The sequence below is a fragment of the Natronorubrum halobium genome (assembly GCF_051351675.1).
GTDB lineage: Archaea > Halobacteriota > Halobacteria > Halobacteriales > Natrialbaceae > Natronorubrum.
Genome location: NZ_CP195595.1, coordinates 3,716,367 through 3,735,902, shown reverse-complemented (window position 1 = coordinate 3,735,902; position 19,536 = coordinate 3,716,367). Strand labels below are relative to the sequence as shown.

Annotated in this window: 21 protein-coding genes; 12 read left to right on the top strand and 9 right to left on the bottom strand. The window is 65.6% G+C overall.

Annotated features, from left to right (window positions below):
* The first annotated feature begins 59 nt into the window (after positions 1–59).
* Both nucS and ACSFC7_RS18535 read left to right on the top strand, forming a co-directional pair.
* Complete coding sequence (gene nucS / locus ACSFC7_RS18540) at positions 60–845, top strand: endonuclease NucS (RefSeq protein WP_436344298.1); 786 nt, start codon at positions 60–62, stop codon at positions 843–845.
* 63 nt (positions 846–908) lie between these two features.
* Positions 909–1,370 carry a DoxX family membrane protein gene (locus ACSFC7_RS18535; protein WP_436344297.1) on the top strand — a complete coding sequence of 154 codons (462 nt, stop codon included), beginning with the start codon at positions 909–911 and terminating at the stop codon, positions 1,368–1,370.
* 43 nt (positions 1,371–1,413) lie between these two features.
* On the opposite strand, the gene mutS is transcribed toward ACSFC7_RS18535, so the two are convergent.
* Positions 1,414–4,155, bottom strand: a complete 2,742-nt coding sequence (gene mutS, locus ACSFC7_RS18530; RefSeq protein WP_436344296.1) for a DNA mismatch repair protein MutS — start codon at positions 4,153–4,155, stop codon at positions 1,414–1,416.
* A gap of 142 nt (positions 4,156–4,297) precedes the next feature.
* On the opposite strand from mutS, the gene ACSFC7_RS18525 reads away from it, so the two are divergent.
* Complete coding sequence (locus ACSFC7_RS18525) at positions 4,298–5,833, top strand: helix-turn-helix domain-containing protein (RefSeq protein WP_436344295.1); 1,536 nt, start codon at positions 4,298–4,300, stop codon at positions 5,831–5,833.
* Between the two features lie 215 nt (positions 5,834–6,048).
* Positions 6,049–7,626 carry an ATP-binding protein gene (locus ACSFC7_RS18520; protein WP_436344294.1) on the top strand — a complete coding sequence of 526 codons (1,578 nt, stop codon included), beginning with the start codon at positions 6,049–6,051 and terminating at the stop codon, positions 7,624–7,626.
* Here ACSFC7_RS18520 and ACSFC7_RS18515 read toward each other — a convergent pair.
* The 4 genes from ACSFC7_RS18515 to gvpA form a co-directional block, all read right to left on the bottom strand.
* Positions 7,596–7,934 carry a CHY zinc finger protein gene (locus tag ACSFC7_RS18515; RefSeq protein WP_436344293.1) on the bottom strand — a complete coding sequence of 113 codons (339 nt, stop codon included), beginning with the start codon at positions 7,932–7,934 and terminating at the stop codon, positions 7,596–7,598. The two genes, ACSFC7_RS18520 and ACSFC7_RS18515, sit on opposite strands and share 31 nt — an antisense overlap.
* 198 nt (positions 7,935–8,132) lie before the next feature.
* Positions 8,133–8,708 carry a gas vesicle protein GvpO, halophile-type gene (gene gvpO, locus ACSFC7_RS18510; protein ID WP_436344292.1) on the bottom strand — a complete coding sequence of 192 codons (576 nt, stop codon included), beginning with the start codon at positions 8,706–8,708 and terminating at the stop codon, positions 8,133–8,135.
* Positions 8,709–8,786: 78 nt separating this feature from the next.
* Positions 8,787–9,812, bottom strand: a complete 1,026-nt coding sequence (gene gvpN, locus ACSFC7_RS18505) for a gas vesicle protein GvpN (protein ID WP_436344291.1) — start codon at positions 9,810–9,812, stop codon at positions 8,787–8,789.
* A gap of 6 nt (positions 9,813–9,818) precedes the next feature.
* Positions 9,819–10,106, bottom strand: coding sequence for a gas vesicle protein GvpA (gvpA, locus tag ACSFC7_RS18500; protein WP_436344290.1), 288 nt, complete (start codon positions 10,104–10,106; stop codon positions 9,819–9,821).
* A 416-nt stretch (positions 10,107–10,522) separates the two neighbouring features.
* Here gvpA and ACSFC7_RS18495 point away from each other — a divergent pair, with 416 nt between their 5' ends.
* The 8 genes from ACSFC7_RS18495 to gvpM all read left to right on the top strand — a co-directional run bounded on the left by ACSFC7_RS18495 (position 10,523) and on the right by gvpM (position 15,491).
* Positions 10,523–11,146 (top strand): GvpL/GvpF family gas vesicle protein, encoded by a 624-nt coding sequence (locus ACSFC7_RS18495; RefSeq protein ID WP_436344289.1) that lies wholly within the window; start codon positions 10,523–10,525, stop codon positions 11,144–11,146.
* A 2-nt stretch (positions 11,147–11,148) separates the two neighbouring features.
* Complete coding sequence (gene gvpF / locus ACSFC7_RS18490; protein WP_436344288.1) at positions 11,149–11,403, top strand: gas vesicle protein GvpF; 255 nt, start codon at positions 11,149–11,151, stop codon at positions 11,401–11,403.
* On the top strand, positions 11,403–12,230 hold the full coding sequence (locus tag ACSFC7_RS18485; RefSeq protein ID WP_436344287.1) for an Hsp20/alpha crystallin family protein: 828 nt from the start codon (positions 11,403–11,405) through the stop codon (positions 12,228–12,230). The genes gvpF and ACSFC7_RS18485 overlap by 1 nt, the downstream gene beginning before the upstream one ends.
* Complete coding sequence (locus tag ACSFC7_RS18480) at positions 12,223–13,137, top strand: hypothetical protein (protein ID WP_436344286.1); 915 nt, start codon at positions 12,223–12,225, stop codon at positions 13,135–13,137. Before ACSFC7_RS18485 ends, ACSFC7_RS18480 begins: the two co-directional genes overlap by 8 nt.
* A 92-nt stretch (positions 13,138–13,229) precedes the next feature.
* Complete coding sequence (gvpJ, locus tag ACSFC7_RS18475; RefSeq protein WP_436344285.1) at positions 13,230–13,829, top strand: gas vesicle protein GvpJ; 600 nt, start codon at positions 13,230–13,232, stop codon at positions 13,827–13,829.
* A complete protein-coding gene (locus ACSFC7_RS18470; protein ID WP_436344284.1) occupies positions 13,826–14,170 on the top strand; it encodes a gas vesicle protein K in 345 nt (114 codons plus the stop codon). The genes gvpJ and ACSFC7_RS18470 overlap by 4 nt, the downstream gene beginning before the upstream one ends.
* Positions 14,167–15,129, top strand: a complete 963-nt coding sequence (gvpL, locus tag ACSFC7_RS18465) for a gas vesicle protein GvpL (RefSeq protein WP_436344283.1) — start codon at positions 14,167–14,169, stop codon at positions 15,127–15,129. Before ACSFC7_RS18470 ends, gvpL begins: the two co-directional genes overlap by 4 nt.
* Positions 15,126–15,491, top strand: a complete 366-nt coding sequence (gvpM, locus tag ACSFC7_RS18460; protein ID WP_436344282.1) for a gas vesicle protein GvpM — start codon at positions 15,126–15,128, stop codon at positions 15,489–15,491. Before gvpL ends, gvpM begins: the two co-directional genes overlap by 4 nt.
* 143 nt (positions 15,492–15,634) lie before the next feature.
* Here gvpM and ACSFC7_RS18455 read toward each other — a convergent pair whose 3' ends face one another.
* The 4 genes from ACSFC7_RS18455 to ACSFC7_RS18440 form a co-directional block, all read right to left on the bottom strand.
* A complete protein-coding gene (locus ACSFC7_RS18455; RefSeq protein ID WP_436344281.1) occupies positions 15,635–15,850 on the bottom strand; it encodes a hypothetical protein in 216 nt (71 codons plus the stop codon).
* A gap of 375 nt (positions 15,851–16,225) precedes the next feature.
* Entirely contained in the window at positions 16,226–17,242 is a 1,017-nt protein-coding gene (locus tag ACSFC7_RS18450; RefSeq protein WP_436344280.1) for a Gfo/Idh/MocA family protein, read from the bottom strand.
* Positions 17,243–17,799: 557 nt separating this feature from the next.
* The gene (locus ACSFC7_RS18445) at positions 17,800–18,861 is read right to left on the bottom strand and encodes a zinc-dependent alcohol dehydrogenase family protein (RefSeq protein ID WP_436347986.1); all 1,062 of its coding nucleotides are present in this window, start codon (positions 18,859–18,861) and stop codon (positions 17,800–17,802) included.
* Between the two features lie 88 nt (positions 18,862–18,949).
* The gene (locus ACSFC7_RS18440; RefSeq protein WP_436344279.1) at positions 18,950–19,348 is read right to left on the bottom strand and encodes a hypothetical protein; all 399 of its coding nucleotides are present in this window, start codon (positions 19,346–19,348) and stop codon (positions 18,950–18,952) included.
* Positions 19,349–19,536 lie beyond the last annotated feature (188 nt).

The following is a 19,536-nucleotide window of genomic DNA, read 5'->3' as shown; positions in this document are numbered from 1 at the left end:
CACACGCCCCGGTACGCGGTCCGGATTCCTTTTATTCGCTCGCGGGCTATCCCGTCACAGTGACCTCCGGTACACCGACGACGCGGCGTTCACAGGCGGTGACCCTCGAGCAACCCGCCCTCGAGGCCGCCTGCGAGGCCATCGCCGACGGACTCGAGCGCGAGGCCCTCGTGACGGTCTTCGGCTGCTGTACGGTCGATTACGACGGGCGGGCCTCGAGCACCCTCGAGGCGGGCGACCGCCACGTGATGCTCAAACCCGACGGCGCGGCGCTGGTCCACACCGACGAGGGTCAACAGCCGGTCAACTGGCAGCCGCCGGGCTGCGACCACGACGTCTTCTGTGACGCTGGCTCCGACGAGAACGACGACACCGACGCCGAACCCGAACTCGTCCTCGAGAGCGTTCGATCGACCCCCGACGAGCGACTGCTCGTTCGCTTCCAGCGCGTCCTGCAGGTCTCGACGTTCTCCGGCTCCGACGAGAACGAACTCGCCCTTTCAGGGACCGAGGAGGATCTCCGCCAACGGATTCTCGAGGAGCCCGCGCTGCTCGAGGCCGGATTCACCCCGCTCGCGACGGAACGCGACACGGCAGCGGGCGCGATCGACATCTACGGCGAAGACGCGGCGGGGCGGACGGTCGTCGTCGAACTCAAACGTCGTCGCGTCGGGCCGGACGCGGTGAGTCAACTGCGGCGGTACGTCGACGCCCTGGAGCGAGACCTCCACGCCGACGCGTCCGTCCGGGGGGTTCTGGTCGCGCCCTCGGTGACCGACCGGGCGGACGGGCTGCTGGCCGACCACGGTCTCGAGTTCGTCTCGCTCGAGCCGACCGGCGAGTGAACTCGACGAGCGCCTGCACTTGCCGCCCGGTCACCTAATCCGATCGGGACGCGAGGAGAGACCATGAGTTTCCTCTCTCAGGAGCGACAGCAAAGCGACAGCGGATCGACGGTCGGAACCGACCCGAGCGGAACCGGGTCCGAAGTTACGGAAAGCACCCTGTTCCGTCTCGGACGACTCCTGTTCGGCGGCATCCTCGCGTTCAACGCCCTCGACAATCTGCGGAATCTCGAGGGGCGAATCGCCTACGCCGAATCCAAGGACGTACCGGCTCCCCAACTGTCCGTCCCCGCGATCAGCGGCGGTCTCCTGATGGGCGGCATCGGCATCGCACTCTGGCGAGTTCCGGCGGCGGCCGGTGCGGCGATCGCCAGCTTCCTCATCGGCGTCACGCCGATGATGCACGACTTCTGGAACGTCGACGACCCCGAAGAACAACAACAGCAGCTGATCCACTTCCTGAAGAACACCGCGCTGCTCGGGGCCGCTCTCGCCTTCCTGAAGGTCGGCCAGCGCGAGAACTGATCGGCGCGGATTCGTTTTTGACCCCGCCGACGCTCGTCCCTGCTCACTCGTCGAGCAGTTGCTTTAGCCGATCCAACTCCGTCAGCGCCTCGACGGGCGTGAGATGCGCGAGGTCGAGCGCGCGGAGTTCGGCGGCGACGTCGGTCGGGATATCTCCACCGTCTGCGGTCGCAGTCGCGACTGACTCTTCGGCCTCGGTGGGCTGCCGTTCGGAACCACTGTCGTCGCGCTCGTCGATCGTCTCGTTCTCGGCCGCGACCAGTTCTCGAGAGCGCTCGACCACGTCCTCGGGCACTCCCGCAGCGGTCGCGACCTCCACGCCGTAGGAGCCCGTCGCCGCATCGGGTGCGATATCGTGGTGGAAGACGACCCCGTCGTCCTCCTGATCGACCTCGAAGTGGAGCGTAAAGGCGTCCTCGAGGTCGTCCGCTACCTCCGTCAGCGGATGGTGGTGCGTCGCGAAGAGCGCCGTCGCGCCGACCGCGTCGTGGAGGTGCTCGGTGATCGCTTGCGCGATGGCGAGGCCGTCCGCGGTCGACGTGCCTCGACCCACTTCGTCCAGCAGGACCAGCGAGTGCTCGTCGGCCTCGCGCAGGATGGTCGCGAGTTCGTCCATCTCGACCATGAACGTCGAGCGGCCGCCCGCGATGTCGTCGCTGGCACCGACGCGGGTGAAGATACGGTCGACCGGAGTGAGTCGCGCCGACTTCGCGGGGACGAAGCTACCGACCTGTGCGAGCAGGACGATCTGGGCGACCTGTCGCATGTAGGTCGACTTGCCCGACATGTTGGGCCCCGTAATCACCGCCAGTCGCCGGTCGTCCGTCAACTGGGCGTCGTTCGGGACGAACGACTCCTGGGTGCGTTCGACGACGGGGTGACGGCCGCCGTCGATGTCGATCTCGAGGCCGTCCCGACTCCCTCGCTCGACGATCTCCGGGCGACAGTAATCGTACTGCGCGGCGACGGTCGCGAGCGAGACGAGCGCGTCGAGCGTCGCCAGCGCGTCGGCGAGTTGCTGGACGCGTTCGACCTCCTCTGCGATCTCGCGCCGGACCGCACGGAAGAGTTCGTACTCGCGGTCGTCGGCGCGCTCCTCGGCGCCGACGATCCGGTCCTCGCGCTCCTTGAGTTCCGGCGTGACGAACCGCTCGGAGTTTTTGAGGGTCTGGCGGCGCTCGTAGTTCTCCGGGACCGAATTCAGGTTCGGGTTCGTCACCTCGATGTAGTAGCCGTGGACCGAGTTGTAGCCGACCTTCAACGAGTCGATCCCGGTGCGCTCGCGTTCGCCGTCCTCGAGGTCGTCGATCCACTGTTTGCCGTCTCGAGCGGTCGCGCGCAGGTCGTCCAGCCCGTCGTCGTACCCCTCGGCGATGATGTCGCCCTCGGTGATCTCGATCGGTGGGTCGGAGACGATCGCGTCGTCGATCAGTTCGCGGACGTCCACGAGCGGATCGAGGCTCTCGTGGAGTTCACGCAGCCGCGTACAGTCGGCGTCGGCGATCCGGTCGCGAATTTCGGGCACGACGGCCAGCGTGTCACGAAGCGAGCGCAGATCGCGCGCGTTCGCCCGCTCGCGGGAGATGCGACCGATCAGCCGCTCGAGGTCGTAGACGTTCCGGAGCCGGTCGTGCAGCGTCTCTCGCGTCCGGACGTCGGCCGTCAACTCCTCGACGGCGTCGAGGCGCGCCTCGATTCGGTCGGGCTCGAGCAGCGGCCGTCGAATCCAGTCGCGGAGCTTCCGGCCGCCCAGTGCACACGCGGTCTCGTCCAGCACGCCGACGAGCGTCGCCTCCTCGCGGCCGTCGACGGCTCGGGGTTCGAAGAGTTCGAGACTTCGCAGGGCAACCGCGTCGAGCAGGAGGTACTCGCGGGGGTCGTACCGCGTGAGGTGGGTGATGTACTCGAGGCGGTTGCGGTCCGGATCGTCGGTTTCTGCGGCGTCTCCATCCGTCGTTTCGTCGGCTTCCTCGTCCTCGAGCGTCGTATCTCGCTCGCCCTCGTGTGCGCCGCCGCGGACGTACTCCGCGTAGGCGAGCAGTGCGCCACAGGCGCGAATCTCGGCGTCGCTGGCCAGCAGCGCGTCGGGGTTTCGGAAGTACCGCGAGACGGTCTCGCCCGCTCGCTCGCGGTCGAAGGCTGACGGGTCGTACGGCGTCACCATACAGCTTTCCGGGAAGAGATCGGTCGGCGCGTTCGGGCCGACGACGGCCTCCGAGGGGTCGAATCGGCTTACCTCGTCCGCGACGGCCTCGCTCGAGGTCGAACTCGTCGCGAGGAAGTCGCCGGTCGAGACGTCGAGGAGGGCGAGCGCGAGTTCGGGGTCGTCGCTCCCCGCGCCGGAGCCGTCACGAGCCACTGCGGCGACGAAGTTGTTGTCGTCGCTCGCGAGCAGTTCGTCTTCGGTGAGCGTTCCCGGTGTGACCACGCGCGTGACCGCCCGTTCGACGACGCCCGGTGTCTCGCCCGGCTCTTCGACCTGGTCCGCCACGGCGACCCGGTAGCCGGCCTCGAGCAACTCCTCGACGTACGACTCGGCGTTGTCGATCGGGATGCCGGCCATCGGATACTCGCCGGTGCTGTCCTCGCGGCTCGTGAGCGCGATCTCGAGCAGTCTCGCGGTTCGCTCGGCGGCGCCGCAGAACGTCTCGTAGAAGTCCCCCACCTGAAAGAGGACGATCGCGTCGTCGTAGCGGGCACAGAGATCGTGATACTGAGCCATCATGGGCGTCAGTTCGTCGCGTTTCTCGGCCATCGCCTCGGGAGGGCCAAGCGCCGGATCCATACCCGAAATCCGGCTTCGAACGCGGAAATAGCTTGCTGGATCGACCGCGTTCGATCGCTCTCACGGACTGGTCTGGTAGCGTGACTGTCACGAGAACGGAAAAAGCGTATTACGGTTGGCGTCCGAGGGGAAGGTGAATAGCATGCGCACCCGTTCGTCGGTCGCGAGTCGGCTGCTCGTGTCTCTCGTCGCCGTCCTGCTCGTCGGTGCCGGGATAGCCGGCGCTGTGACAGCGGTACCGCCGGCAAGCGGGTCGACGGATCTGGAACCGGACGGCGATTCGATCGAGGCGTCCACCACCGAGACGGATGGCGATCTCGAGAACACGACTGACGTCCTCGAGGTGTCGACGAACGAGACGGGTGATGAATCCGAGAACACGACGGACGACACCACTGACGAGGTCGAAAACACGACCGCCGACCTCGAAGCAACGGTCGACGAGACGGCAGACGACCTCGATGAATCGACGAACGGGACGACGGCCGATCTCGAGAACGCGACCGACGAGACGATCGATAGTCTCGAAAACACGACGAACGAGACGGTCGACGACCTCGAGGACACGGCCGGTGGAACGACTGAGCGACTCGAGGAGGCAGTCACGGAACCGATCGACTCGCTTACCGGCGGGGTCGCGGAGACTGCCGAGAACGTCACCACAGACCCGGTCGTGTTCCTCGCAGACGTCGTGACCGGTGGCGTCGAGACGGTCGGCGCGCTCCCCGAAACAGTCGACGTCGGTCTCGAGGCGAGCGCCGACGTCGGGAGTGACTCGAGCGACGAGTCCGACGGCGAGAGTGCGAGCGCCGCCGACTCGGACGACGGCAACTCCTCGGGCGGCACGTCGACGGCGACCGACGCCGTGCTCGTCGGCCTGCTCGGGGCGATCACCGCGTCCGGGGCTGCGGCGAGCGGTGCCGGCGCAGGAGCCGGTGCCAGTGCCGGCGCGGGAGCCGGTGTTGGTGCTGGTGCCAGCGCGTCGGGCGCCGCGGGTGGAGCGTCGGGCGCCGCGGGTGGCGCGAGTGGTCTCCTCGCGAGGTGGCTGAGCCAGGCCGGCGGACTGCGACACCTCCGGCGCGTCGGTTCGATCCTCCCCTGGGAGCTCGCACCGATCTTCGGCTACAGCCGATACGACGACTCCGACCCGCTCGAGAACGACCGTCGCCGGGCGGTCTACGAGACCATCCAGGCCGATTCCGGCTGTTATCTCTCGCAGGTGAGCGAGGAGAGCGACGTCGCACTCTCGACGGTTCGCCACCACGTGCGCGTCCTCGAGGAGGAGGGGCTGGTGACGACGGCCAAGGTCAACGGCAAGCGGCGGTACTTCCTCGCCGACGGTGAGACGCCGACGGAAGCCACGGACGAGAGCGACACCGTCGCCACCGTCGAACTCCACGCCGCCCTCGAGGAACCGGCCAAACGCGACGTCCTCGAGACGCTCGCCGAACTCGGCGCGGTCAACAACGGCCGACTCGCGGACGAACTCGAGCGCGATCCGAGTACCGTCTCGCACCACCTCTCGGCGCTCGAGGAGAACGGACTGGTCGTTCGCGAGAAAGACGGTCGGTCGGTGACGAACGAACTGACACCGCCGGTCGAGGCCGCGCTACGCGACGCGGACCCGTCGCTCGAGGACGATTCGGCAGCGTCGTCGTCGGCGCCTGCAGACGACTGATCGTACTCGTTCTGGTCACGCTCGTCGATAGCTGGGACTCGGGGAGCCGGTATCCGGGCGGCGCCCCACCCACCGATTAGATTTTCGGACGGACGGTGTAGTGAGAACCGCCCTGGGAACTGAATCAGCGACGCAGATCGATGATCTAATCGCGGTTTACTCGCTTATTTGTTAATAGATTTATATGGTCCTCAGCAGTGGGTTCTGGTAATAGCATGGGCGGTTCGATTCGGGTGTTGTACGTCGGTACGAGGCCGACCGAAACCGCGACTCGTCTCGAGTGCGAAGACGACCGGTTCGTCGTCGAAACGGCGTCGAGTGCGAGCGAGGGACTCGACCGGCTCGCCGACGCTGCGATCGATTGCATCGTCAGTGCGTACGAGACGCCCGGAATGGACGGGATCGGATTTCTCGACGCCGTTCGAGCGGCGTATGCCGACTTACCGTTCGTTTTGTTCACCGAAAACGGGAGTGAGGCAGTCGCTAGCGCCGCGATTTCCGCCGGCGTCACCGACTACCTCCAACGAACCGAGGGTCGCGAGCAGTACGCGACGCTGGCAACCCGGATCGTCGCCGCCGTCGACGGCCGCGATACGGGTAGAGAACGGCGACAATCCGCCCTGAAAGCCCTTCACGACGTCGCGACGACGCTCCAGACCGAGGAGACGGTAGCGGATGTCTGCGAGCGGACGGTCACTGCAGCGGCCGACATCCTCGAGTTCTACATGTGCAGCGTCATGGTGCGTGAGGACGAGTGGCTCGTCCCCTACGCAGTCTCAGCGGGCGCGAAACCGGGCGGTAGTCGGCCGATGCGGATCGATCAGGGTCTCGCCGGCAAAACGTTCCAGCGCGGCGAGTCCTACGTCGTCGACGAGGTCGTGGACGACGACGGAACTGATCCAGCGAAGGTGTCGTATCGCTCCGCGATCAGCGTCCCGATCGGCGATCGCGGCGTCTTTCAGGCGGTGAGTACCGAACCGAACACCTTCGACGCACAGGACGTCGAGTTCGCGGAGCTACTCGTCAGTCACACGGCGAGCGTCATCGAACAGCTCGAACGCGAGGACGTTCTCAGGCGACAGAACGACCGACTCGACGCGTTCGCGAGTATCGTCACCCACGACCTCCGGAACCCGTTGAACGTGGCCGAGGGCCGACTCGAGTTGGCCTGCGAAGAAACTGACAGCGAACACCTCGAAGACGTGGCGACGGCGCTCGAGCGGATGGAAACGTTGATCGACGACGTCCTGGCACTCTCCCGTCAGGGCGACGCCGTGAGCGATCCGGAACCCGTTCCCCTCTCGGAACTGGCGGAGACCTGCTGGGAGACCGTCGCGACCGCCGAGGCGACGCTCGTCACCGACACTACCCGAACGATCCGGGCGGACCGGTCTCGGCTCCGGCAACTGCTGGAGAATCTGTTTCGGAACTGTGTGGAGCACGGCTCCACGAACAGTCGGCCGCGGGTCGACGACTGCGTCGAACACGGTGACGACGTCACGGTGACGGTCGGTGCGCTCGAGAACGCCACCGGCTTCTACGTCGAAGACGACGGCAGAGGAATCCCCGAAGCCGAACGGGAGACGGTCTTCGAGAGCGGCTACTCGACCGGGGAGACGGGCACCGGGCTCGGACTCGCGATCGTGAACGACATCGTCGACGCTCACGGCTGGGATCGGGCCGTGACGGAGGGGACTGCGGGCGGTGCGCGGTTCGAGATCACCGGTGTCGAATTCGCGGACGACGATTCTCGCACCGACGGCTACTCCGTCGATCCGTCCGTCTCGAAGTAGCGATCCGCGTGGGCGCGACAGCCGGGGTTGAACGCGGCGTCACACGACGGGCAGCGATGGCCGGCCTCGAGATACTCGGGAACGGTGAGTGCGGTGTCACAGACGCCACACAGCACCGAGTGCTCGTCGAAGCGCTCGCGGGGCCACGGGATCGCCTCGTGGTCCGTCGTCTCCTTGTGACACCGATAACAGGGATAGTACTGCTCGCAACAGTCGAATTTGAAGGCGACGACGTCGCGGTCGGTGTGGTAGTGGGCGCACCGGGTTTCCGGACCGACGTCGACGCCGTGAACGGGTGGGCCAGACACGGGTTGGTGGCCGTACCCACGGAGGGAGGGATCCTCAGCGTTGCGACCTGGATCCCTCGGCGGCGTGGGTGATGGCCGGACAGCGACGGTGTGAGCGATCGGCCGGGTGCAGTGACGATTCGAGCGGTACCCGCGGCTCAGGCGGCCGCGGTGGCCGCAGACGGGGCGCTTTCGAAATCACCGTAGAGCGGCCGTCCGTTACTCGAACGTCGCCGTGTCGCCGCGGCGGTAACGGTCGAGACGTCGGTAGCCGTGGACGGTCGCATCCTCGGTGAGTTCGATCTCGTAGCGCCCGACGATATCCTGCGTATCGGGAACGGCGCGACGTTCGACGACCTCGACGACTGCGCGCCAGCCGTCGTCGGTCGGGGAGATCTCGCTGACGGCGTCGAACTCCCTGCCGATGAGTTCGCCCGCCGTCGACTCGACGGTCCGTCGAACGGCGAGGACGCCGGCGATTTCGTCGTGGTCGGTCTCGACGTCGGCGTCGACATCGTCGGGGTCCGTCTTCTCGTCGGCGGTCATGTCGGCCGCTCCGAGCTCCTGACTCTCGGCGTCCTGTTCGGATTGCGCTTGCTCGTCCTGTTCGGATTGCGCTTGCTCGTCCTGTTCGTCCTGCTCTGCTTCGGCTGTCTGACTGTCGCTCACGGTTTGATCACTCTCGTCATGTTGGTAGCAAAAACCGTCGTCTCGGGCCGGCCGTGAACAGCGCTCGCCGTCCTCGGTGAGCGCCTTGCACTGATCCGTCGATTGCTTTGTGTCGGCTTCGGCCATTGGTGTGTGGTGAACCTATCGTCGGTTTTGTGTCTGGCTGTCGGATGGTGTGGGTTCGATTTCGGGGTCGTCGACCGGTCAGAGCGCTTCGGCGATCTGTGACCGGAGCTGTGTGACGTCGTCGGGGCCTTCACCGGCGATCTTCGGGGCCAGGACGTCCATAAAGACCTCCGTCAGCAACTCGTCTTTGAACTCGCCGTTCTCGCTGCCGTCGTCGAAGACCGTGAGTCCCTTCGCGGCCGTGATCGCCGCTCGCGTGCCGACGACGATGTCGAGTTCGTCGCGCAGTGCTCGCGTCGCGTTGACGATCGTCTCGACGTCCTCCTCGGAGAGATCGACGTGTGAGTTGACGATCTCGCGTTCGGTCTCCGCGTCGTAGTAGTCGATGTGGACGCCGACGAAGCGGTCGAGCAGCGCGTCCTGTTGCCGGTGGACACCCGCGTACTCGACGTCGTTCGAGGTCAGAATCGCCCGGAACTCGGGGTGGACGTCGATCGATCGATCCGCGCCCTTCTTGCCCGGTCGCTCGAGGACCCCCTCCTCGAACACCGAGAGCAAGACGTTGTGGGCGGAGGGATCGCTGCGCGAGAACTCGTTGTAGACGAGCGTCGCGCCCTCCCGGACGGCCACCGAGAGCGGGTTGTCGACCCATCGCTCCCGGACGATCTCGGTTTTTTTGCTCACCCCGCCGACGAACTGGTCGCTCTCCTTGTAGCTCTCTCCGCCGGCGTTGGCGCCGACGAGAGCGGCCGTGTCGACGGACTCGTCGCCGTTGATCCAGACGACCGGCCGGCCGCGTTCGGCGGCCGCCGACAGCGCAAGCGCCGTCTTCCCACAGCCCGTCGGGCCGATCAGGTGGACCGGCTGATCCGCCCGAAGCCAGCCGTTGATTCGGCCTCGCAGTGAGGCCACGGCGTCGGTCTCGACGAACGGCTCGGGAACGACGTCTTCGGGGTCGGTGAGGGGGCTGTCGCCGTTCTTTTTGCCCGCGCTCGACGTTTTGCGAGCGAGCTCTTTCTTCGCGCGCCGCCCCTCTTTGCTCGAGCGGCTGCTTGCGATTTTTCTCCCCCTGACCTTGCGCTTGCGCGAAGAATCGTCGGCCATGGAGTGTTATTCGGCGGACTGTGGTGACGATTCCGGACGCGGCTCGACCTCGAGCTCTTCCAGCTCTTCGAGGTCGCCCTCCGCCGTCGCTTGCTCAATTTTTGCGATCTCCTCCGCGTAGTGCAGGAAGGTGTCGACCGAGGCCACGACGACGCGGGCTTCGATCGTCAGCAGTTCGATACCAACGACCGAGACGCGCGCCCAGACGTCGATAACGACACCCTTGTCGAGGATACGGTCCAGTACTTCCGCGAGACTCGATGAGTCGGGCCGTCGACCTGATGATGCTGCCATGGTACACGAGACGGTTTGCCGCGTGTTCGTAACACGGCTTGGACTGCGACTGCAAGCCAGTCCACCGAATTCGACGCTGGAACCGAGTGAGGACCGCGCTCGCGACTGCTTCGTTCGCCGTCGGGGGCTGCACCTGCAAGCACCACGATAACCCGTCGGAGCGTCGATTTTCAGATGACGAGTTCCTCGAGTACCCGCGGGTGACGGCCGATCCGTGTTGCGATTCGGTCGCGTCCCGGGTAGTCGAATCCCGCTCCCATGATATCTCGATCGATCCGTCTCGAGCCCAGTGACGAACCGGGCCCGCGCCTGCGGGCACGAGTAGCCCCGAGCGACAGCCGTCGGGTACCGACCACCGATGCAGCATCGAGCGGCAGAGCCGTCGGGTCGACTCCCGATGCGCGGGTGATCGAGCGATGACCAACCGATACGTCTACGGCGTGATGGACGACGACCCCGTCGAGTTCGAGACCGACGCCGTCGGGGGCGCCGAACGCGTCTACACGGTCTCGCATCGCCGCCTCAACGCCGTCGTCTCCGATATCGACACCACCGATCCGGAGGAGACCGACGAGGACGCCCAGCGACACGACGACGTGCTCCGGGAGATCATGGAGCGCGACGGCGGTCGGGCGATCGTCCCGATGCAGTTCGGGATGGCCTTCGAGAGCGATCGAGCACTGAAGAACGTTCTGCGCGGCGCCAGACCGGCGTTCCGGCGCGCACTGAACGACGTCGAGGACCGAGTCGAACTCGGTCTCAAGGTCGTCCGCGAGGAGGACGCCGACGTCGACGACGACGCGGTCGAGGAGGCCGTCGCGGACGAACTCGAGTCCATCGCCGCCCAGTCGGTCCCGAACGACCTGTTCAGCGACCGGCTCGTGCTCAATCGCTCGTACCTCGTCGAGCGCGAGGACCGCGAGGCGTTCGACGACGCCGTCGCCGAACTCGAAGAACAGTACGACGACCTCATGTTCCGGTACACGGGGCCGTTCGCACCGTACAGTTTCGTCGACGTCAAGATCGGAGCCCAACAGTAACCATGTTCATCCTCGACGACCTCCTGATTCGCCCGTTCGTCGGCATCGTCGACACGCTGCACACGATGGCGCTCAGCGAGATGTACGATATCGAGGGTCTCGAGGACGAACTCAAGGAGAATCAGTTGTTGTACGAACTCGGCGAACGATCAGAGGAGGAGTATCAGCGCCGAAAGGACGAACTCGAGGCGGAGATCGAGATCGCTCGCGACGTCCACGAACGACTCGCGAGCGGCCGTGTGGAGGTAAAATCGTAATGACCGTAGACGACTCCGATCCGAACGACCGACGTGACGAATCGCCCGACGAGCACGACGATCTCGACGAGGACGCCGATTCCGTCGGTGGTGACGAATCGACGGACGTCCCGATCGACGACTCGTCGTCGGCCGACGGGGACCCAACTTCGGACGAGAACCCGATGTCGAACGGAGACCCGTCCGGATCAGACGACTCGGAATCGGCCGATCGACGGTCGAACGAACGAGACGTGGACGAGTCGCGGGTCGGCGCCTCGCCGACCGGATCCGGTCCCGGCGACGACAACGCTGACACGGACGAAGGGGGGTCACACTGGCTCTCGAGCCTGCTGTCCGCCCTCGAGTCTCTCGATAGCGGATCGACGTCGGGACGGCGTCGAACGGATCGGACGGTCCTCGATTACGATATCTCGGTCCGTTCGGGCGACGACGTCGCCGACGAGTCGCGGTTCGAGCGGACGTCGTTCACCGGCGGGGGATCCGACGACCGGAACCGCCACTCCGATCAGGATAGGGGCCGGTCCCGAAAGCGGCGTCGGCGGTCGTCCTCGTCGGACGGTCACCTGACGACCCGACGTCACGACGACGAACTGCTCGTCACCGCCGACGTCGCCGGCACCGACCCGGACGACGTTACCGTCGGCTTCGACGACTCGACGCTCGTCGTCGCCGTCTCGGGAAGCGAACTCGATCGGATCGAGGTTCCCTGGCGCGACCGAACGGCCGAAGCGACGATCAAGAACGGCGTGCTCACCGTCCTGATCGAGCCGTCGACCGGCGAAGACGCGAGCACGGAGACCGAGAGCGAGGGCGACGATGAGTGACGAGACGACCGACGGGGCCGAGAGCTTCGACGCCCTCCTCGACGAGGCGGAAGACGCCCTCTCCAACGTCGACGAGTTGCTCGGCGGCGTCGAGGACGTCGACGAACTCGACGACAGTACGATCGAGTCAGTGGTCGGCGACGTCGAGACCCTCGTAACCGTCGTGAGAGAGACCGAGGAGTTGCTCGAGGCGATCGATCTCACCGACCTTCCCGACGCCGTCGACGGCGACGAACTGCTCGAGGCGATCGAGGTCGGAGAAATACCCGAGATACTCGCGGACGAAGAGCAGGGCGCGGGCGACCTCGTCAACTTCACGCAGCTGTTTCGAGCGATCGATCTGCTGAACGCCTGGGACGCCACCGATCTCACCGACCTGTGGCAGGAGAAACGCGAACTCCAGGATGCGGTCGGCGAACTCGAAGACGGGGAGGACGCCGGGATGGTCGAGGACGCGATCTCGGACGTCACCAACGGCGACGACGACGGCGACTTGATCGGAGACGACGAGGACGACGTGATCGAGATGGACGCGGGCGACGCGAAGGAGGCGCTCGGCGATATCAACGTCGCGGAGGACCCCGAGGCCTACCAGGTCGCGATCCAGGAGCAGGCGATGAAGGGGATCGACGCCTTCCGCTCGGCGCTGCTCGAGACCCACGAGAAGTTCGAGCAGTTGTACGAGATGAACCGCGAGAAGATGCGTCGCCAGGATACGAGCACGAACTCGCGGAACCCGACCGCGGCGGCGACGATCCCGACCGACCGGCGCGACCTCGGTGGCGGCGCTCGCTACTCGACGGTGCCACAGGAGGTCAAACTCTCGACGGCGCCCAGTCGGAAGCGCATCTACGGCCGCCGGTTCGAGATCGAACGGGAGAAACAACGGAGAGACAATAATGAGTGACCCACCACAGAACACGACCGGACGACGCGGGGTGAGCCAGACGACTGATTCGAGCGGGAACGCGGAATCGACCGGCTACGGAGGTGAGACCCATGGTTGACGACTTCCAGCCGAGTCGGCAGAAGGCCGATCTCGCCGAGGTCGTCGAGATGCTGCTCGACAAGGGAATCGTCATCAACGCGGACATCGCCGTCTCGATCGGCGACACGCAACTGCTCGGCGTGCAGGTCCGAGCCGCCATCGCCTCCTTCGAGACGGCGGCGAAGTACGGCCTCGAGTTCCCCGAAGGAACCGATATGCGCCGGGTCGCCGCGGCAGTCGACGAACCCGAACTCGCGGAGATGGACCGGCCGAAGGCGCCGGTCGATCCGACCCGCGGCGTCAACGTCACGGCCGACGAACGGTATGCCGACGAGACGCGGGAGGAGGGTTCGGACGACGCCGGGGACGGTGAGGACGGAGAGTCGGGCGAGGGAGCCGAGAGCTACGAACAGCCCGACCGCGGGACCGAACACGTCGGCGCGCGGCCGGATCCGGAGCGGCCGACGAGCGGCGGGTTCGACCTGCTCAGTGACGATGCGGACGAGAGCGAAGCAGCGTCCGGCGACGCCGACGGAGAGTCCGGTAACGACGACGCGGGCGACGAAAACGAGGACGCCGAAACGGCGGACGCGGAGGCCGAGGACGCATGAAACAGATCGACGTCGGCGACGGTGAGGACGCCCGTCAGGGGCTGGTTACCCTCGTCATCACGGTCGTCGAGATCCTGATCGAAGCCCTCGAGCGCGAAGCGGTTCGACGCATGGAGTCGGGCAACCTCTCCGACGAGGAGATCGAACGGCTCGGCCAGCAACTCGCGTCGATCGAGGCCGAGATCGAACAGCTCAAAGACGACGAAGGGATCGAGGACGGCGTCGACAACCTCCGCGGCGATCTGGACGGGCTGGTCAACGACGCGATCGAACAGCTCCACGGCGATCACACCGTCGCGAACAAACCCGGCTACTCCGTGTTCGGGGGTGACGAGCAGTGAGCTCCGACCGCGCGTCGGATCGGCTCGAGGAACTCGAGGACGTCGACGGGATCGACGACTTCGACGCCCTCGAGACCGGCGACCGTGACGACGTCGAGACGGCCGTCGACGACGACGTCATTCCCGATATCGACGACGGACGATACCTCTACTGCATCGTACAGGTCGACGATGACGACGAGCGTACGACGTTCGAGACGACCGGGGTCGACGGCGAACCCGTCTCGGTCGTGGTCGAGGACGGCATCGGCGCGGTCGTCCACGCCTGCGACGGCATCTACGACTCGGGGAACCTCACGCAGGTCAGACGCTGGCTCGTCCGCCACCAGACGGTCGTCGACGAGGCCGGCGAGGCCTTCGGGACGCCGATCCCGTTCCAGTTCGACACGATCCTCCGGGACGACGACGAGGGCGTCCGCGAGTGGCTCCGCGAGGAGTCCGACACGCTCGAGCGCGCACTGTCGGGTCTGGCGGACCACTGGGAGTACCGGGTGGAGGTCGTCGAAACCGATCCCATCAGCGACGAGGCGCTGATCGAGCGCGACGAACGGCTGGCCGAACTCGACGCACAGATCGGCGACTCCGAGGAGGGGACGGCGTTCCTGCTCGAGAAGAAGTTCGACCAGCGACTCACGGAACTGCGGGCGGCCCGTCGCGAGTCGATCACCGGCGACCTCCAGGCGCGACTCGACGAACACGCGCGAGAGGTTCACCAACTCGAGCGGTCGCCGAGCGCGTCGCTCTCCGACGAAGTCGCCGGGGATGCGTCCGACGGCGAGACGCTCTGCCGGCTCACCCTGCTCGCTCACGAGGACGACGAGGGAGCCGTCGGCTCGGTGCTCGACGACGTGGCCGCGAACGACGGCATCGAGGTCAGGTTCACGGGCCCGTGGCCGCCGTACACGTTCGCACCGGAACTGGGCGGTGAGTCGGAATCGACGGATCAGTCCCAATCATGAGACCGCAAAAGAACGAAGAGACCCTCGTCGACGTCCTCGACGTCCTGCTCAGGGACGGGGCCGTCCTCCGCGCGGACGTGATCGTCTCGGTCGCGGAGATTCCGCTCGTCGGGATCAAGCTGACGGCGGCCATCGCCGGGATGGAGACGATGAACGAGTACGGCCTCTTCGAGCAGTGGGACATCGAACGCCGGCAAACGGCGGTTACCCGTCGGCAGCACAGACAGGCCGGTCAGCGAGAGAAACGGACCCGTCGGCACCAGGAACGGGAACAAAACCGCGAGTTCGAGGGTCTCGACGAGATCACGGTCGACGACGATCAGGACCGGGATCGATCCCCGAGCGACGACGGCTCCGCGTGAGCCGAGACAAACCGGACGTTACGGGCCCAAGGGCCGACTCGAGGACTCGATCCCAACCTATCGAGAGACGGAACAGAACGAGCGAAACGGAGGGCGTCCGTCGAACGTCGCTGACGACTGCGGCGCCGCTACCGAGAGCGCCGTCAGGCGAACTTCGGTCGTTCCGTCGTGAGTTCGACGTCGCCGGTGACGGTTTCCTCGTCGTGGTCCTCGTCGTAGATGTACTGTCCGGTCGCCCCACAGAGCGTACACTCGTAGGTCTCGGAGATCTCGTTGATCATTTCCCCGTCTTCGAAGTAGACGCGGCTCTGCGTGATCTGCAGGAATTGGGCGGTCTCGCAGTTACTGCAGTTGATCATACTCGATCGAAAGCGAGGACCAGTTGTAGTTATCCGGCTTGTAACGGAAAGCCGCGACGGACTATGCATTTCTTACCCGGGTTTCGACCGGCGACCGAACGACGGGTTCCGGTCGACTCAGCTTCGTCCTGTCAGCGGCGTCATGTACGGGAGTAAACACCGCATAACCGCACGACTGCGTCGGGTTGTGTCGTAGCCCGTGGAACCGAATTAGCAACCGGTAAATCGCCTATGGGTCGTCGTTCAATCGTGTTATCGGGTCACTTCTCGCGGCCGATTTCGTGCTCCACTCGCGTCCGAATCTATCGAGACGTGGGTGACGCGATCGCCACCGTTTGCTGCCGTCGGCGATGGCGATACGCTGCACTACCGACGTCAGTTCTCGAGCGAGACCGACACTCGCTCTCCGGTTCGAGCCGCCTCGTAGGCCGCCTCCGTCAGCGCGGTCACCCGGAGGGCGTCTCGAGCCGTCGCCGGCGGATCGTCGCCCGTCCGAACGCTCTCGACGAAGGCCTCGGCGCGGTTCCGTTCGGTCCGAAAGTCGATGTAGGGGTCGTACTCCCCCGCACCGGAATCGATCTCCGTGACCGTTCGAGAGCCCCACTGGCGGCCCTCGAGGTAGACGGCCCCCTCGTCGTCCCAGAGATGGATGTGTTCGCGGACCGAGGGTGCGTCGCCGTTGAACGAGAAGGTGCCGGTCGCACCGTTTTCGAATCGGACGTCGAGGTGTGCCCGTTCGTCGATCCGTTCGTCTTCGTCGTGAAAGTCCATACTCGCGGCGACGGATTCCGGCTCGAGACCGGTCGTCCAGAGCACCCCGTCGAGGACGTGGCTCCCGGTGTCGTAGAGGAAGCCGCCGCCGGAGAGGTCGGGGTCGAGCCGCCAGGTTCCCATCGAGTCGTCGATCCAGTCCTGCGTGATCGAGGCCGTCAGCCAGTTCGGCGAGCCGTCTCGAAATCGCTCTCGGGCGGTTCGAAACGCCGTCTGGAGGTGGCGCTGGTAGCCGACCATCAGCGTCTGCTCGCCCCGTTCGGCGCGCCGGGTGAGATCGCGGGCGTGCTCGAGGTCGGTCGCGAGCGGTTTGTCGCAGTAGACGTGATAGCCGCGCTCGAGTGCGGCGACGACCTGCTCGTAGTGGAGGGTGTGCGGCGTGCCGACGAGCACGGCGTCCAGCGGCGCGTCCTCGAGCATCGTCAGGTACTCGGTGTACTGCCCGTCGCTCGAGACCCCGAACTCGGTCCCCGTCTCCGCGAGTCGGTCCGTATCGAGATCACAGAGGGCCCGTACGGTCGCGTCCGGGTGCTGATGAAGCTGTCCGCCGACCGTGGTGCCGATGTATCCGAGTCCGACGATACCGATTCGAAGCGAGGACGAAGCCTGATCTTCGCGCATGGCCCATCAGATGGGCTACAGTCCCATCCCTCTGGGGGTCGTCACAGGCAAGCCACCGGTCGCTCGAGCGAGTTTCGACGAGCGAATTCGACCTGTCACCCGTCTATCGCGGCCGAAGGGAGTGCCAAACGCGTCGAAGGCGGATACTGTACGTCGGTATCCGCCGCCTGTCGATAGTTCGTCCCCGCTACTGGCGGGCAAGTGGCTGCATAACAATGGGTTGCACTTGCAATGTACTGGTTGCGGGGACGCAAGGCCCCGCCGGGTACACGCTCCAACAGACTACGACGCGCTGACCAGCCGATTGCGTGTCCGTGCCCGGATCGCTCGGAAGTGGACTCGCCCCCGCTTCGAGTTAGCTCATGTCTCTCACGCCGGGGCGGGCTCCCGCCCCCGCCCGGGTTTTCGACCCAGACTCGCCGCCGAACCGCGGTTGCGGGCCCTGTCACAGGCGAGTCGGGACTCGATCCGACGCCGATGTACTCACGCTCCAGCAGCGGCGGCAAAAAACGGATTTTCGGACGACAATCGAACGCTGATCAGCGACGCGTCGCCGATCAGAACTCGGTGATGACGGGAATGCCGACCGTCTCGTAGTCGTCCATCGAGGCCAGCGTCTCCGGCAGTTCGTCGAGCGTAAGCCGCTCGCCGATGATCTTGCCGGGCTCGAGGGTTCCCTTCGCGATCAGTCGGAACAGTTCCTCGTAGCGGACCAGCGGCATGCCGAAGGAGCCGTGGAAGTCGATCTCCTGCATCGTCATGACGTCGACGGGGAGGTCGATCTGGCCCTGCTCTTCGCCGGTCGTCAGGCCGACCTGCACGTGACTGCCGCGGGTTCCGAGACTGTTGACCGAGTTCTGGCAGGTCTCCGCGATTCCGAGCGCGTCGATCGAGACGTCGGCGCCGCCGTCGGTGAGCTTCTTGATCTCCTGCGGTGCGCTGTCGACGTCGGCGCCGTTGACCGTCTCGACGGCACCGAGTTCCTCGGCCCGCTCGAGTTTGGAGTCGAGTACGTCGACCGCGATCGGGTGGGCACCCAGCGCCTGCGCGATGTGGATCGCCGAGAGACCGACGCCGCCGCAGCCGTGGACGGCGACCCAGTCGCCGGGTCGGAGGTCGGCGCGGTCGGCCAGCGCGTGGTAGGCCGTCATGAACCGGCAGCCGAGGCCGGCCATCTCGGTGAAGCCGACTTCGTCGGGGAGTTTGACGCAGTTGAAGTCGGCTTCGCGGACCGCGAAGGCCTCCGCGAACGCTCCCTGGGAGTACTCCGAGAGCCCGAGTGGGAGGACCGTCTCGCAGTTGTTCGCTCGCCCCTCGCGGCAGTGGGGACAGGTGCCGTCGCCGAGGTGGAACGGCACGGCGACCCGGTCGCCCTCCGCGAGCGTCTCGACGTCGTCACCGACTGCGGAGACGATCCCTGCCGGTTCGTGCCCGAGAATCTGCCCTTCGGGGACGCCCGCCCCGATCCAGCTCCAGTCGCCCTGCCAGGCGTGCCAGTCGCTGCGACAGACGCCGCAGGCTTCGGTCTCGACGACGACCTGATCCGGTGCCGGCTCCGGATACGCCACGTCTTCGATCTCGAGCGGTTCTCCGTGTTCGTCGATTACGGCTGCTCGCATGTATTCGTTGTTCTGCAGGATAGTACAAAAGTTCATGAGGTATCGTCTCAGTACCGAAATAAAAACGTGTAAGCCGTTTATTTGGGATTCAGGTTAGCAACTCCGCGCTCTCTACCGAGAGTTCGACCGTCACGTCCTGTCGCGTCTGCTCTGCGATCTGGTCGATGTTCCGTGTCAGGACCTCGAGGATGTCCTCGGGTTCGGGATAGACGAGCAGGTTGCCCTCCCCGTCTTCCATCACGAGTTGCGTGTCCGCGAGCGTCACCTGATCGTCCTCGATGTGCGCGACGATGGCCGGCAACGCCTCCGCGCCGCCGACGTCGCCCTCCTCGACTTTCGCGACGTACAGCGAGTCGAGACCGATCAGGTCCTTGTACTCGCGGACGCGCTCGGCACACGCGACCATGTCGCGCGTGATCGCCGTCTTCTGGTCGTTCCCGTGGGTGCCGTCGTAACAGTGTTTGCAGACCCGGAGTTCCATCCGCATACCGTGTGGTTCGTGATCGTCACGCAAGGAAATTGTGCAGGCGATCGCGTCTTTCAGCGCAGATTCGACTACCCAGTGACACGTACCAGATCGAGGAGTAGTAATCGAACTACTAGTCGATCAAACCAGTTACGCAAAGCGAATATTTGACGTCGAGCACTATATCTGAATGCTGAGTGTACCGCTAT

What these genes read in the sequence shown, in the direction of transcription:
- ACSFC7_RS18535 (WP_436344297.1), top strand. Translation starts at nt 909, where the DNA reads ATGAGTTTCCTCTCTCAGGAGCGACAGCAAAGCGACAGCGGATCGACG.
- mutS (WP_436344296.1), bottom strand. Translation starts at nt 4,155, where the DNA reads ATGGATCCGGCGCTTGGCCCTCCCGAGGCGATGGCCGAGAAACGCGAC.
- ACSFC7_RS18525 (WP_436344295.1), top strand. Translation starts at nt 4,298, where the DNA reads ATGCGCACCCGTTCGTCGGTCGCGAGTCGGCTGCTCGTGTCTCTCGTC.
- ACSFC7_RS18520 (WP_436344294.1), top strand. Translation starts at nt 6,049, where the DNA reads ATGGGCGGTTCGATTCGGGTGTTGTACGTCGGTACGAGGCCGACCGAA.
- gvpO (WP_436344292.1), bottom strand. Translation starts at nt 8,708, where the DNA reads ATGGCCGAAGCCGACACAAAGCAATCGACGGATCAGTGCAAGGCGCTC.
- gvpN (WP_436344291.1), bottom strand. Translation starts at nt 9,812, where the DNA reads ATGGCCGACGATTCTTCGCGCAAGCGCAAGGTCAGGGGGAGAAAAATC.
- gvpA (WP_436344290.1), bottom strand. Translation starts at nt 10,106, where the DNA reads ATGGCAGCATCATCAGGTCGACGGCCCGACTCATCGAGTCTCGCGGAA.
- ACSFC7_RS18495 (WP_436344289.1), top strand. Translation starts at nt 10,523, where the DNA reads ATGACCAACCGATACGTCTACGGCGTGATGGACGACGACCCCGTCGAG.
- gvpF (WP_436344288.1), top strand. Translation starts at nt 11,149, where the DNA reads ATGTTCATCCTCGACGACCTCCTGATTCGCCCGTTCGTCGGCATCGTC.
- ACSFC7_RS18485 (WP_436344287.1), top strand. Translation starts at nt 11,403, where the DNA reads ATGACCGTAGACGACTCCGATCCGAACGACCGACGTGACGAATCGCCC.
- ACSFC7_RS18480 (WP_436344286.1), top strand. Translation starts at nt 12,223, where the DNA reads ATGAGTGACGAGACGACCGACGGGGCCGAGAGCTTCGACGCCCTCCTC.
- gvpJ (WP_436344285.1), top strand. Translation starts at nt 13,230, where the DNA reads ATGGTTGACGACTTCCAGCCGAGTCGGCAGAAGGCCGATCTCGCCGAG.
- ACSFC7_RS18470 (WP_436344284.1), top strand. Translation starts at nt 13,826, where the DNA reads ATGAAACAGATCGACGTCGGCGACGGTGAGGACGCCCGTCAGGGGCTG.
- gvpM (WP_436344282.1), top strand. Translation starts at nt 15,126, where the DNA reads ATGAGACCGCAAAAGAACGAAGAGACCCTCGTCGACGTCCTCGACGTC.
- ACSFC7_RS18455 (WP_436344281.1), bottom strand. Translation starts at nt 15,850, where the DNA reads ATGATCAACTGCAGTAACTGCGAGACCGCCCAATTCCTGCAGATCACG.
- ACSFC7_RS18450 (WP_436344280.1), bottom strand. Translation starts at nt 17,242, where the DNA reads ATGCGCGAAGATCAGGCTTCGTCCTCGCTTCGAATCGGTATCGTCGGA.
- ACSFC7_RS18445 (WP_436347986.1), bottom strand. Translation starts at nt 18,861, where the DNA reads ATGCGAGCAGCCGTAATCGACGAACACGGAGAACCGCTCGAGATCGAA.
- ACSFC7_RS18440 (WP_436344279.1), bottom strand. Translation starts at nt 19,348, where the DNA reads ATGCGGATGGAACTCCGGGTCTGCAAACACTGTTACGACGGCACCCAC.